Source organism: Colwellia sp. RE-S-Sl-9 (genome assembly GCF_048296855.1).
Lineage (GTDB): Bacteria > Pseudomonadota > Gammaproteobacteria > Enterobacterales > Alteromonadaceae > Pseudocolwellia.
In genome coordinates, this window is record NZ_CP182631.1 from 3,561,754 (window position 1) to 3,576,588 (window position 14,835).

The following is a 14,835-nucleotide window of genomic DNA, read 5'->3' on the forward strand; positions in this document are numbered from 1 at the left end:
AATTGAGCAATAACTCAGGTATCGAGGACGTTCCCAGTAAACTTTTTTGCAACTATTTCATCTTTATAATTGATGCTAAAGTGAAATTTAAATCTATCCTCAAAGTGTCTTTATCTCGTAGTCTATAGCATGTGTTAGGGGGTTGACCTGAGCACTATTCTGTTAGTGTGAAGCCTAGACAATAAACTAATGAAGATTCAAAGCCTTTTGGACGTTTTATTCGTGCATTAACTATTGGGGTATTTGGATCTTTATTGAAAAGAATTATATATTTAGTTTGTGATGCTTCAATAGCCAATCCAGTAATATTTCCTTCTAGAATATAAGAATTTTCTGTTGTCATTTTAATAGGAGTTAAAATTAAGTCTTCTACTTTACTTGTATCGATAGATGCGAAGTTTAATGTAGTAATAAACTCAGTTTCTGATTTCGGAACTTTATTTGACAGTTCAAAATGCCATTTTCTCTGGTTATCAGGTGCTTGATATTGATTTGATGAATCCCAAAGATTTTTTTCATTAATAATATTTATTGTAGGGTTTTCAGGACTTATCACTTGATAAACTAGTGAGGTGTCTTGTGACTCAATATGATAACTGTTTAAGGCACTATCTATTACTTGAGGTTCTTCTTGAACGTGTTGAATCACTTTGACCCAACGACTATATGTAGAGTCTTCCGTTAGTATTACATTATTATAATGCTGCAGGTCTCTTACTTGTGTATTATCAGTAATTACATGGTCATATACTATTACAGTGCTTGGTTTGATAAATGCTAATTGCCTGTTAACTAAAGAGGTATAATCAGTTCCCCAATAACCAATCATATTATAAACATCAGTAGCTTCTGCGGATATCAGAGTGACATTATCATCATCATATAATGTATGGTATTTAGGATCACCTTTTGGTCTTCGAGTTGGGTTACTTGAACCATCATCCACATTTTCAATTAAAATTGTATTATGAGCGCGACTTGATTCGGAAACACCAGCGTAGCCGGTAGTTTCTTTTGTGATCCACTGACCTTTGTATGCTATATCAAAGCTTAATGCATCTTTGTGCTCATGATCCACTCTGATTTTTCGATTAATGAAAAATAAATTGGTCGCTTCATTCGTCCAGTCACTTCTAGATGAAATTAATCCAATACCTTCAGCATAGTTTAATGTACTTATTTGAGGAGCGGCTTCATAAGAAGTCAATTCAGGGGAGTGAAACAATAAACGGTTAAAAGATGTTACCATTGATCCTATTTTAAACCCTTCTTTATTAATTAACTTGTTGAACCAATTGTTTATTAAAGCTAAATCATTAGTATCCTCTAATATGGCCATCAAGGCTAATGCGAATTCATATCGATAATCATCAGATAATGAATCGTAATCAATAGCCTGTTCTTCAGAACCGTATTTATATACGCCACTTCCACTTGCTAAAGTTTGATGAATTAATGAGTGAGTGGCCTCTCGTGCATAGTTTATAGGGTAAGGTATACCTCGTTGTTCTTTATTAATTAAAAACGTTTCAATCCAATGTCTTTGTGTGTTAGGGCTATAGTCGCTTCCTTCAGCCCAAGCGCCTCCTTTCATTATATTTTTCATATAATAATTTACAACAAATCGTTCCAACATGTTGTCAGCAGCACTTAATGTTTTTTGGCCTAATAGATAATGCTCACTCGTATCTGATAATACGGTGCCGAGCAATGTAAGGTTGTGCGTTAAAGATGTGACATCATCGGTATCTTCGAGTCTAAGAGACTCAAAATTATTATCAATATCAGCGTAGCTTAACCAATATTCTGACCAGAGCTTTAAAATATTTTCTATTTTCTTTTGTTCTTCTAAAGAAATATGATCTTTAATCCAAGAGTACCCCATAACAGCCCAACGAGCACCCGATCTAAATAGATTTCGGCTTTGATAATATTCCCATCCTATATCTGGTTCTGAGAAGTATGCGTGCTGTAGCAATTCAGCAGCTCTATTTATGTACTTTTGATCTCCTGATACATAGTAGGCTAATGCGAATGCCGCGGCATATTCACCAGCATTATAAGGTACTTTTTCGTAGTAATTTGAGATTGTAGTGGTTAAAAGGTTCCATACAGTATTGTCTTGACGTATTTTTCTTGCCACCTCGTCAATTCTATTTTGGGTAAGTAAAATAGAATGAGGTGAAACTTCAACTACGTTAACTGGGACGTTAATTGGAGTGTTAACTGGAACGGTATCATTAACAGGAACTACAACTGTAGTTTTTATAAGTGGTATCGTTCTTTCCTTTGCTTCTATTGTAGTTGTCAATAAAAAGCTAAAAAAGCAAAAGAGAAATAAATGTTTTTTAAATAAAAATAACTGCATAGGTAATCCATTAATCATTAATATGAAAAGGAAGTGTTTTTAGTATAGGTAAATTAATAAATAGTACCATATTAATTGATATGAAATGCACCTATAGAATGGGGAGCTGTTCTAATTTTTCCTAATATATCCTTCTTTGGAAAATATCTTTTATTAACAGGCGATTGTACCGGTAATTTCTCTGTAGGTTTACCGTAAAATAAAACTAAACGTAAAAAAGCCTCTCTAATAGTAAACGAACCATCATCAAACTCCTGTTTTTCTTTTAACCATACTGGAGTTATTAGAGAGTTTACTTCAGGTAAATGAGGGTCATCATTAATAAGGAATTTATCATCACTTGGGTTTACTTTATCAAAGTAAGATGATGGGAGCTCATTGATACCATTAAAAATTATATTATTATTCATTGAAAAATCATCTAATTGATTAAATAAAACGTCAGAAAAATCATTTGTATCATTTGAACTTTGTTGTCCCATAGTTCCTGTTTTATCACTCCAAATATTATTAGAAAGCGTAAGGTTGGTATTTATTTTATTTGCTCCTTCTTTATTAACTCTAAGAGCATAGGCATTACTGGGTAAGTTACCTGTGATAGTATTATTGTAGAAGTTTATATTTTTAGCCCCTTTGAGACCAAGAGGGGAGCGCATAGGATAAGAACTATTACCTATCATTAAATTATTGTAAATATTTACATCTGAAGCCTCATAGTATGGTTTTCCATCTTCACCTATAAGCACAAAACCGTGTCCTTCACTCCCTTGCCAATTTAAAAAAACATTTCTTGTTAAAGTGATGTCCTTAGATCCTTTAAAACGATCTTCATTATCGTTGCTATCTTTAATAACTATAAAACTAGATGATTTTTTGGTAATTGTTCTATTGCTTTTTGCAAAATCATTAAAAAATATATTATCACTTACGGTAACGCTAGCAACGCTATTAATATCAATGTGTTCATCTGAATCCCCTTGGTTATAAAACATGTTACATTCAATATTAATATGTTCTGCGCCGTAGTTGATTTTTAATAAGTCGTTATTAAAACTATCATGGATAATATTATTTCGAATATTTATATGATGGACATTTTGAGTACCACCACCGTCGATATGTAAAACTAATGGTGAAGATAAATCAGAATTATGTGTTATTTCAAAACCTTCTATTGTTATGTTTGAGGCATTTCCAACAAATGCTATTACACGTTTGTCGTTAGTTAATTTTGCCTGATAAGGATATTCTGACTTTATTAATAATCCTTTTTCAAATGGCCTTTTAAATTTAAGAGAACCTTCATAGATGCCTTGGGTTACAATAATTATACTCCCATCAGGAACTCGGCTAGCAGCAACATCTATATTCTTCCATGGTTTTAATCGGCTACCATCCCCTTTATAATCTTTACCGTGAGGTGATATGAAGTAGATGTTATTACCAGATTGAAAATCTTGTTGGCAAATTTCAGATGATGATTCTGCGTTTGAATAAAAAGATAAAAAAAAGCAAAAAAAAGCAAAATTTCTATACCGTATAAAGTTACGTGATCTCATATTGAGTCTTTTTCGTCCTAATAGTAATTAGCATGAATAAAGGAAGTTGAAACAAGATCCGGCAGTTAGCCGAATCCGTAACTTATATGTTTTTAAAACGAATTAAGCCCTACTATTTAATATAGGAACGGAAAGATTGAGTGTATTGTAGCAAGTATGATCTGTTACCAAAATTACAATATCGGACCAACTGTCCACTTCAGAAAGTGATTTGATACGCTCACAGTTCCATGATGGTACATAAGGATCATGATATTTAACGTTTACACTTTGTTTCTTAAATTCCTCGAGTATATGTAGTGCTGGAGTTTCTCTACAGTCATCCACATTAGCTTTATAAGCAACGCCTAAAATGGTTATATTGTTTCCACCTGTGCTTTTTAAAAGCTTTATAGCTTGTGAAGCTACAATAAGAGGCCTCTCATCATTAATTTTACGTGCTAAACGAACAAATTCACCAGCCTTTGTACTTTCTACTAAAAACCATGGGTCAATTGGAATACAATGTCCTCCTACTCCTGGACCAGGGCTTAAAATATTTACTCTTGGGTGTCGGTTTGCTAAGCGAATAACTTCATGTACATTAACATCTAATTCAGTACATATTTCTGCTAGTTCATTAGCAAACGCAATACCTACATCACGAGAAGTATTCTCTACTAATTTAATGCATTCTGCGGTAGTTAAGTCAGTTAAAAATACTTCGCCATTTACAAAACTTTGATATATACGTTTTACTTTTTGTTGCGCTACTTCGTTAGATGCACCAACTATTCTGTCGTTATTTACTAGTTCAAATAATGTTTGTCCTGGTATAGCTCTTTCAGGGCAATGCACCACATCAATTGTAAGGCCTTTTTCAGCAAATCGTTTTTCTACAGCTAGGCTAGTTTGCGGAGAAATTGTTGATTCTACAATCACTATTTGTCCATTTTTAGCCACTTCAGCAATTGCATCAACAGCACTAAAAACATAACTGCGATCACAGCTGTTTTTTTTGTGTGGGGTTGGTACTGCTATTAGGTATGTGTCACTTGATGGGATTGATGTAGAGCCTTTTAAAAAGCCTTGTGATACAACTTTCTTTAATAGCTCAGGCATGCCTACTTCATCAAACGGACATTCAGCGTTATTGATAGCGTCTACTTTTTCTTGACTTAAATCTACTCCTGTAACCGAATATCCTGCTTGGGCTATTAAACTAGAAATGGGTAGGCCCATATATCCCATACCGATTACAGCTATAGTTTCGTTACGGGGGACAATAGTTTCCGCCTGGTCAGCGTCTTTACCTGTAACAACATCAATAATATACTCAGCCACGCGACCATCGCCAAAAGGGTTATCCCATGCAAGCTTTTCTTTAGCTGATAGCCATTTGTCCGCGGCAGCAATAGCTTTTTTTGCATTTCTGCCAACAAGAACATTTGCTCCTACTTCAATTGACTCAGGCCTTTCTGTATTTTCACGTAAGGTGATACAGGGGACACCCAATAAGCAAGCCTCTTCTTGAATACCTCCTGAATCAGTTAAAATTAACTGAGCATGTTTTTGTAATTGTATAAAGTCTAGATATCCAATTGGTGGAAGAAGTTTAAGGTAGTTAGGAATATCAATGTTAAACTCTTTTAGCTTAGATTGAGTCCTTGGGTGAATTGGCCAAACAATTGTTTGATTATATTTTTTGTGTAATTGATTAAATAATTCAAGTAATTCAAGTAGGTTAGCTGGTATGTCTACGTTGGAAGCTCGATGTGCAGTAACTAAAAAGTATTTTTTTGATTCTAAATTTAATTGGTTCAAAATATCACTTTTTGTTGCAGATATTTCTAAGTGCTGAAACAAAGAATCAGATACTGTATTTCCTACAGTGTAAATCTTTTCTTTATCAATACCTTCTTTTTGAAGAATGACTTGTTGATTAGGGCCTACAGCAAATAAATAATCACTTATGTGATCGGTCATAATTCGATTGGTTTCTTCTGGCATAGAGCGATCATAACTGCGCAACCCTGCTTCAATATGACCTACTTTGATACCAAGTTTTGAAGCTGCTAAAGCTCCTGCCAAGACCGTATTGGTATCGCCTTGGACTAATACAATATCAGGTTTTTCATCTACGAGTATGGGCTCCATTTTAATTAAAATGTTGCCTGTTTGGTTACTATGGAGACCTGAACCTACGCCTAAATTATAGTGGGGTTTGGGTAATTCAAGTTCTTTGAAGAAAATACTGTCCATTTCTTCAGAATAATGCTGATTTGAGTGAATAATGAAATATGGGATGTTTCTGTTTTTGCATTCCCGTATTACTGGTGCCATTTTTATAATTTCAGGACGAGTTCCTACAACAATACCTATTTTCATTTTTTTCTCTATCATTATATTTGAATGTAAATTAATCGTTTAAAAATAACGTTATATTATTAATAAAAATGATTATATAAAAAGTTCTACAAAGCTTATATGCTGTTATGTATGAGCTTAAACATAAAAAGACTATATTTAAAATTTTTTTAATTTATTGATAAGTTTCGTTAATCTTATTTTGAACTTATTCCGTATTAGTAAGATATTATACATCTTACTATTATGATTGCAGCCTAATTTAGCTTTATAGCTATTCTTTGGGTTACCCATCATTAAGTCGTAAAAAATTTCATTACTATTATTCATGCACCATATATGTAATGCAAAACTTGGAGATGTGTTAGCATATTTTTCTTCATCCCAACCACTTTGATAAAAACACAATGTATTATCTGATATAAAATAATAATGTATAGCTATGGGAGTGTTATTGATTATTACAGCACTTATTTTTATATTTTGGTTGTTTTTTTTTCTAAATTCATTGTGAAATTGAGAGAACTTAATATGGTTAAATGCTCCTTTCTTCCCTAGTTTAGTCCACCGTTTCTGATGGAATTTTTTCATCACTTCCCAGTAAATATCGTGGTCTTTTTCTTGCACCCATATATACTTAGCATTTAAAGCGGTTAACTTGTTTTTACATTTATTTAGTTTAGATTTATAGTTTTTACTTAATGCGGGGGGGGATGATTCCTCAGGCATATAAGTGTATTTAATACCAGCCTCGTTGATAGCTGAATTATCTATATATGAAAATAAAGCTAATAAATTAGCATCATTCAATAATGCTCTTATATTTACTTGATCAAAGTTTAATGACTCTAATTTTAAAGCTAAACTAGGAAGTAAGTATTCGTAATCGGGATGTAGGAGTATATCTTGATATTCTGAAGATACCTCACAAACTTCTGATTCACCTTGCCCTAAAAGTGTTAAAGTTTTAGTAAAAGGAAAAGTTGGCTGAGTATGAATGTAAAAAGGCGCAAAGAGCACACATTTTTCATTGTCTAACGCTATGAATAAATGTAGTGAATTTTTTTCCTTCCAAAAAGTATTTTTCCAACAGTTTATCCACTGTTGTGAGGAAAAAAGAGAAATACAGGTGTGCTTTATGCAATCTTGCCACAATAAATCGTAATGATTTAACTTTTCTATGTCAGTCTCATAGTGCCATTTTAAGGCTGAGGAGGTCATTAACTGTGTAATCATAAACTCCATCTTTATTATTTAGTGCGCCAATTTATACTTAAAATTGATTTATAATCAATTGATTAGTTCTATTTGTTTTTTAATGTTTATCAAGTTCGTTTCACAATTATCTATACATTGCAAAAAGCCCCAATGTAACTGTGTCTTTGACTGACCTTTAAGAGCTTTTAACAAACGATTAACTTTAAAATCTTTTATAGTAGACGTTTTTTGATTGTCTATTTCATATTGATAAAGAACTAAAGCGTTTTGTCTGTTTTTTGTGACTATATTTATATTCCAGTTGTTTAATAAGACGTGTTTTTTTATTTTCCAACCTAGAGGAATTAATTGATTATTAAAATGCGTAGGCTTTCCATCTAAATTAGCGCCATCAAAATGATAAGTAATTAAATTGATATTATTTACAGGGGGTAAATTTAATATACTAATTGATGTAGCATTAAATACTTCAGGTTGAGGCTGTTCTGTATTTTGAACGTGTTCAGATAAAGGTTGTTTATGTGATAACAAGTACTTTGCTGAAGTTGAAAAAATTATAAATGAAAACAAAACAAGTAAAACGTTAAATTTTACAGGTAAATAATTTTTTAAATTTACTGTAGATTTAGTGTTTAATAAATCAATCGTTGTGAGTTTATTACCCCACATAAATAGCAAGAACATAAACGGTATATATAAATACCAACCAAATGTATTATGATCTTCCATTAAACTACTTTGCATTTCGGTATAGTCACCAATAAGTATAAGAGCTGTTATTCGTATCCAATTAGTAATTAACGCCCCTAATATAGCAATTGATAAAAAGACTAATGCTTTTCTAACATTGTTAATATAAAGAAAAATAAACAGTGAACTGATAGCAAGAGAAACAATAATATAACGTAAGCCACTACAGCCATCAGCTATTTCAAAAACACCTGCAGGTATCGTTATATATTGCGCTTCTACATAAGTTGGTATTCCAGTAAAACTCATCATATAAGTAACAGCAATTACTGAAATTTCTTGCAATATGTTAGTGAGCAAGCCCCATAAAGGAAAAATGAATAATAAAAAGCAGGCAGGGAAAATAATATACCAATTAAATCGAAATAAAGTGTGAATACCCGCTACAGTAATAGCTAAAAAAGATAGCCAAAAACCAATACTTATTTGTGCATTAGAGGTAACAAATAAAGCGTAGCCTGAAGCCAATAATATGGTAATAGATAATGGAGATACTTTATCTCTATAAACCAGCTTACCAATTTCAGAAAGTTTAAAATAAAGATAAAGAACAATAAAAGGAATTAAATAAGCGTGTGAATAGGTCCCGTCATCAAAGCTGTGTCTCCATAATGTGGTTAAAATAGGGATATTTAACAGAGAAACTATTGTAAATAATAAAACTATGCCAACAAAAGGCTTATAATTGTTTGGTATATTCATGTTTTTTAGTACAACCGAGCTTTAGTGGAGAGGTTTATGAATATCTAAATTGGTGTAAAGCCATAGTCTTCTAGCTCTAATTACATCCATATCTAAAAAATATCATTTCCATTTTTAACTGTATGTTAACACTTTAACAATGTTTAACTGAAGTGACTATTAGTAATTTAATGCATATATAATTTTAGCTGTTCTTAAACTTGCTGTTATAGAAAAAGTTCTGTTAAATGTTCTATTTAGCGGTAGAATAATCAAATAAAAATTTTATGTGAATGCATTTTTCGCTTATATAATAAACTGATAAAGGAATTCGTAACAATGAAATTAGCAAGATTATTGATAAGTGTAGGGGTTATCTTAGCTTTAGCAGGGTGTGGAGAAAACGATACTGCACGTACTCATATTGAAAAAGCGAAAAGCTTTAAGTCTAGTGAAATTGATTCTAAATTAATCGAATTGAAAAATGCAGTAAAGCTGGAACCTAAAAATGGTGAAGCTCGGTTTTTATTAGGTGAAACTTATTTAAGCCAAGGCTTTGGTGTTGGTGCAGTGAAAGAGTTGAAAAGGGCTTATGATTACAAATTTGATGAGAATAAACTCATCCCATTACTTGCCCGTGCTTATATTCTTACTATCGCTGATGAAGACTTGTTAGATCTTGATGCAAAGGCCTCTAACTTGGCTGATGAAAAAAAGGTGCATTATTTAGCTTATAAAACTCTAGCTGCTATCCGTACGGGGAATATTGAACTTGCAAAAGAAAGTGTTGAATCGGCCAATCAATTACTTGCTAATAATACATACACACTATTAGCAAATGCTTATTTAGAAATGGCTGAAAACAAACTAAACCTTGCAAGAGGCCACATAAATAAAGCACTAGAAATATCACCATTACAAGTTGATTCAATTTTACTGTCAGGTCAAATAAGTACGGCTTTAGGTGAACATAAAGAGGCAACTGAAAGTTATTTAAAATATGCGAAATTACAACCTAAATCAAATGTAATAGTTTTATTTTTGGCACAGTCTTTATTAAAAGAAGAGAAGTTTTTAGAAGCAGAAAGATACGCTGATACCATTTTGAACGCCGCTCCTAATCAGCCTTTTGCCAACTATGTAAAGGCGATGTCTCAATTTGAATTAAAAAACTATCAAAAAGCAAAAGAACATGCTGAAACCGCACTTAAATCTCAGTTTAATCAAGGACCTTTAAAACTTATAGCAGGTGTTAGCGCATACTTTTTAGGTAATTATGAACAAAGTCATTACCATTTAGAGTCTATTGTTAAATATCTTGTTCCAGAACATCCAGCAAGAAAAATGTTTGCTGTAAGTCAATTACAATTAGGTTTGGTAGAAGATATATCTGAAACACTAGAAGGTTTTAATTCAACTACAGCAGAAGACGAAAAGTTCCTGTCATCATTAAGTTATCAATTAGCTGAATTAGGGGCTTTTGATAATGCTAAAGCTGTTGCAAAACAAGCTTTAACCAGCGCCCCTGAAGGCGCAGAACAAAACATGCGTGATGGTATTTTAAAGCTTATGCTAAATGACCCTTCAGGTATGCAAAATTTAAAAGATGCTGTTGCTTTAAAGCCTGACTTTTTAGGAGCAGAGTTAGCACTTGCTTATGCTGCTATTCAAGCTAAAGACTATGTTCAAGCTACAACGATTGCTGAAAAATGGAAAGAAAATTATCCTGATAAGCCTGGTGGATATAATGTGCTTGCTGCTGTTTATTTAAAACAAGGCTTAGCTGAAAAAGCTAAAGTTGAACTCAATAAAAGTTTAGCTATTCAAAATAATATATTTGCATTACTTGAATTAACCAATTTAGCAATAATTTCAAAGGAGTTGGATGAAGCCAAACGTATTTCTACTATTGGTGTTACGGCGTTTCCAAACAATGTAAATCTACTTCGTCAATATTATTCAGTTTTTAAAAATGATGAAGCTTTTGAAAAAATTAAAGATCTGTATAAATCAAATGAAAAAAACCAAACTGTAGGGATGTTATATACAGAGTTACTGATCAATGCGAAAAACTTTAATGAAGCGATTAACGTAATTGATGCTTATGAGACTACAGTAAAAACGCCTAAGAAATTATGGCAATTAAAAGTACTTAGCCACAGTGGGTTACAAAATATACATAAATCACAAACAATACTTGAGGACTGGATCAAGATTAATCCGTACCATATTGAACCTGTGGTCATGTTAGCTGATTATTATTCGCGTAGTAACAATATTGATAAAGCATTAAATTTATTAGATAAAGCTTTAAGAGGGCAGCACACTGATAATAAGATGTTACAAATGGGTAAAATGCAGCTTTTACTTGATAATAAAAATATAAAGGAAGCTAAGCGTTATTATAGTGAATTGAAAAAAGAAGGGATTAAACCTGAGATAACTCATGGAATAGAGGGCAAAATAGCTTTTCTTGAGCAAGATTATGCCAAAGCGAGTCTTTTATTATCTAAATTTTACACATCCTTCCCTTTGTCTAAAAATGCCATTCTCTTAGCTAACGCATATCAAGGTAACAAAGAAAAAAATAAAGCAGTTTCACTGCTAGAAAATTATCTACAAAAAAATGCTAGTGATAACAATGTTCGTGCAGTTCTTGCTAGTATTTATATAAGTGATAGTCCTAATAAAGCTATAGCTGCTTATAAACAGATTTTGGCGCAACACCCTAATAATGTTTTGGTATTAAATAATGTTGCCTGGTTAACAATGGAACAAGGTAATTTTGAGGAAGCATTAGCCTATTCTGAAGAAGCATATAAATTAGCCCCAGAATTTGTAAATGTTATAGACACTCAGGCAATGATATTGTTAAAGATGGATAAAAAGAGTGAAGCATTAAGTCTGCTAGTTAAGGCTTATGAACTGTCCGAAGGAAAAGACAATGATGTTACGTTGAATTACATTGAAGTGTTAATTGCGAATAAACGCTTGAAAAAAGCAGAGCAAATTATTAAATCAACAAATAATTTATCTAGCGTACAAAAACAGCGCATTACCGCATTACAAAATACGTTATAACCCTTAAGTTTTAATGACAATGAGAGCACAATTATAATGGAAAATAAGCATATTAAGATTTTAACGCTAACAGCAGTTATCGCTATGGCTAATTTAAGTGGTTGTGGAAAAAACTTGTCATATGAAGAGTATATTGTCGAAGCTAAATCTCAAATTGAACAAGGAGATCATGCAAGTGCAATATTATCTTTAAAAAACGCAGTTAGAATGGAGCCTAAAAATATAGAAGCACGCTATGAATTAGGTGCCGTTTATTTAAATGAAGGTGATTTGTTTTCCGCAGAGAAAGAGCTTGATAAGGCTTTAGAATTAGGTGCTGATTTTCCAGGATTATTACCTAAAATAGCTAAAGTTAAAATGCTGTTAAACAAGTACCAAGAAGTATATGAATTAGCTGATAATTCGGGGGGATATAATGATGAACAGTACGTCATGATCCTCACGTATGCAGGTTTAGCTGCTATTTCTGATGGTAAAATGGGGATGGCTGAAGATTATATTGGGCAAGCTTCAATGCTTAGTGAAGATTCATTATACAGTCAAGTCGGTCAGGCTTGGTTGAACTTTTCAGGTGAAAAGTTTGAAGATGTTTCCAACACGTTAAATAACATACTATCTCAATCGGAAGGTTTTTCTGAAGCATTACTACTTTCTGGGCATTTGCACCAAGCACAATTTCACTATGATAAAGCAATTGAAATGTATTCCGCTTATTTGAAGTTACACCCTCGACATTTTCAAGTGAAACTTTATTTGATTAATAGCTTATTAGGTGCCCAAGATTTTGAAAGTGCAGAAAAACATTTAGCTTTGCTTAATCAATTATATCAAGGTCACCCTATTGTTAATTTGTATAACGCTCAGGTTGAATATAACCATCAGAACTTCTCCGAGGCTAAGATATATGCTGAAAAAGCGATTGGTATAGATTCTTCACTCCATATGGGACAACTAATCGCAGGAATGAGTGCATTTAAACTAGGTGAGTTGGAATTAGCTTATAGCCATTTAAGTAAAATAGGGCAGTTTCTTCCTGATAATCATGAAGTCAAAAAGCTTTTAGCTATATTACAGTTACAGCTAGGCTTTGAAGATGAAGCTGAATTATCTTTTGCAGGGATGGATGCATCTAGTATTAACGATATCAATATCCTCAATGCAGCCAGTAAAGAATTTGCGAAAAAAGGGCAAAAGGATGCGGCTGAGAAACTTCTCAGTAAAATAGCAACAGCTAATCCTGAAAATAAAGATCTTGCTCTTCAATATAGCGCATTAAAATTATCTCAAGGGGATGAAAGTCAATTACCCTTGTTAGAGCAGTTAGCGCAGAGTGAGGATAAATCGGTTGGTGCGTCTCTAATCCTAGCCACTCATTATATTAACAATAAAGATTATGCCGGGGCTTTCAAAGTAGCAGAGCAACTCAAGGCAACAGAAACTGGAAAGATCAAAGGTGCTTTACTTGAAGGCTTTATTTTCGTAAGTAAAGGTGATCAAATGTTAGCTGAAAAAACATTTAATCAAATACTCATTAATGATAAAGGAAATGTTCCTGCTAATTATTACCTCGGTGAATTTGCATTTAACAGTAAAAATTGGGAAAAGGCTAAGTCGTATTTTACAACAATCCTGGAATTTGAACCTACGCATAAAGCTTCTGTAGCACGTTTGTCTTATATTAATGCACAGTTAAATAAAATAGATGAAACAATTGCTTACTTAAACGAATTACTTGAGAAATATCCAAATAATCAAGAGGTAATGATTGATTTATCTATCAATTTAAGCGCAAATGGAAAGGTTAAAGAAGCGATAAAACTGCTCGAAACCTCAGCTGTTGAGGAAAAAAGTCCTCGATATTTAAGAGGGTTAGCAAGGTTGTATGTAAGTAACTTACAGCTAAAAGAAGCTCGAGAGTTATATAAATCTTTAGTTGAACACAAACCTAAACCTATCGATCATAACATTTGGATAGAGTATGCAACCGTAGAAGAGAAACTTGGCAATGTAGAGCTAGCTTTAACCGTAATAAATAATGCGTTAAATGTTGCTGATAGCAAAGAGCAATTACTCTTATTGAAAGCTAATATGTTAATGGCTCTTAAGAGAGAGGATTCTGCTGCGACAATAATTAATGATCTATATTCTCAATACCCCAACAATAAAGATGTAATATATCTAAAAGCTCAGCTAAATTTATCAAAAAATAAAGCCAATGAAGCAAGCCAACAATTTTCTCAGTTATATGCTAAAAAACCTAGCAATGAGTTGGCGCTTAGTTGGGCTAAGGCTTCGATTCAAAGCGGAAACATTAATAAAGCTATTGAAATATTAGAAAAACATGAAAATTCATTTAGCTTGAATGATTCAAATCATGCTCTGTTAGCTGAATTGTTATTAAACGTTAATCCTGAAAAATCTCAAAAGCTATACCTCAGTTTAAAAGATAAATATCCTAATAATGTTGCGGTTTTAAATAATTTGTCATGGGCGCTTTATAATCAATCAAAATTTGAGGAGGCCTTACCTTATGCTGAAAAGGCCTACGAAATAACTAAATCAAGTACAACGATCGATACTCTTGGAACAGTATTAATAGCCAATAATACCGGCAAGTTGGCTGTTGAACTTATTAAAAACTCAGATAATAAGTCTTTTATAAATGAAAAGTTACAATTGATTTTAGTCGAAGCTTACCTTTTATTAGGGCAGAAAGCTGACGCTAAAGCCGAGCTAAATAAATTAACTAATATCCCTGAAAATCTAAAAGTTAAATATAATCATTTAGTCGGGCAACTTTAATCAAATAGGTGTCAGTATTCTTTACATGCT

7 protein-coding genes are annotated in these 14,835 nt (G+C 32.6%); 2 read left to right on the plus strand and 5 right to left on the minus strand.

Features of this window, described 5'->3' with window-relative positions; genetic code table 11:
* Nucleotides 1-154: 154 nt before the first annotated feature.
* The 5 genes from ACM9HF_RS15365 to xrt form a co-directional block, all read right to left on the minus strand.
* Nucleotides 155-2,368 carry a hypothetical protein gene (locus ACM9HF_RS15365; RefSeq protein WP_473610782.1) on the minus strand — a complete coding sequence of 738 codons (2,214 nt, stop codon included), beginning with the start codon at nucleotides 2,366-2,368 and terminating at the stop codon, nucleotides 155-157.
* Between the two features lie 71 nt (nucleotides 2,369-2,439).
* The gene (locus ACM9HF_RS15370; RefSeq protein ID WP_473610785.1) at nucleotides 2,440-3,927 is read right to left on the minus strand and encodes a right-handed parallel beta-helix repeat-containing protein; all 1,488 of its coding nucleotides are present in this window, start codon (nucleotides 3,925-3,927) and stop codon (nucleotides 2,440-2,442) included.
* Between the two features lie 102 nt (nucleotides 3,928-4,029).
* A complete protein-coding gene (wecB, locus tag ACM9HF_RS15375) occupies nucleotides 4,030-6,294 on the minus strand; it encodes a non-hydrolyzing UDP-N-acetylglucosamine 2-epimerase (protein WP_473610790.1) in 2,265 nt (754 codons plus the stop codon).
* A 138-nt stretch (nucleotides 6,295-6,432) separates the two neighbouring features.
* Entirely contained in the window at nucleotides 6,433-7,509 is a 1,077-nt protein-coding gene (locus ACM9HF_RS15380) for a GNAT family N-acetyltransferase (protein WP_473610794.1), read from the minus strand.
* A gap of 54 nt (nucleotides 7,510-7,563) precedes the next feature.
* The gene (gene xrt / locus ACM9HF_RS15385; protein WP_473610797.1) at nucleotides 7,564-8,943 is read right to left on the minus strand and encodes an exosortase; all 1,380 of its coding nucleotides are present in this window, start codon (nucleotides 8,941-8,943) and stop codon (nucleotides 7,564-7,566) included.
* A gap of 318 nt (nucleotides 8,944-9,261) precedes the next feature.
* On the opposite strand from xrt, the gene prsT (ACM9HF_RS15390) reads away from it, so the two are divergent.
* A complete protein-coding gene (gene prsT / locus ACM9HF_RS15390) occupies nucleotides 9,262-12,003 on the plus strand; it encodes an XrtA/PEP-CTERM system TPR-repeat protein PrsT (RefSeq protein ID WP_473610801.1) in 2,742 nt (913 codons plus the stop codon).
* Between the two features lie 36 nt (nucleotides 12,004-12,039).
* Nucleotides 12,040-14,805 carry an XrtA/PEP-CTERM system TPR-repeat protein PrsT gene (prsT, locus tag ACM9HF_RS15395; protein WP_473610805.1) on the plus strand — a complete coding sequence of 922 codons (2,766 nt, stop codon included), beginning with the start codon at nucleotides 12,040-12,042 and terminating at the stop codon, nucleotides 14,803-14,805.
* Nucleotides 14,806-14,835: the final 30 nt, after the last annotated feature.

What these genes read in the sequence shown, in the direction of transcription:
- prsT (WP_473610801.1), top strand. Translation starts at nt 9,262, where the DNA reads ATGAAATTAGCAAGATTATTGATAAGTGTAGGGGTTATCTTAGCTTTA.
- xrt (WP_473610797.1), bottom strand. Translation starts at nt 8,943, where the DNA reads ATGAATATACCAAACAATTATAAGCCTTTTGTTGGCATAGTTTTATTA.
- ACM9HF_RS15370 (WP_473610785.1), bottom strand. Translation starts at nt 3,927, where the DNA reads ATGAGATCACGTAACTTTATACGGTATAGAAATTTTGCTTTTTTTTGC.
- ACM9HF_RS15365 (WP_473610782.1), bottom strand. Translation starts at nt 2,368, where the DNA reads ATGCAGTTATTTTTATTTAAAAAACATTTATTTCTCTTTTGCTTTTTT.
- prsT (WP_473610805.1), top strand. Translation starts at nt 12,040, where the DNA reads ATGGAAAATAAGCATATTAAGATTTTAACGCTAACAGCAGTTATCGCT.
- ACM9HF_RS15380 (WP_473610794.1), bottom strand. Translation starts at nt 7,509, where the DNA reads ATGATTACACAGTTAATGACCTCCTCAGCCTTAAAATGGCACTATGAG.
- wecB (WP_473610790.1), bottom strand. Translation starts at nt 6,294, where the DNA reads ATGAAAATAGGTATTGTTGTAGGAACTCGTCCTGAAATTATAAAAATG.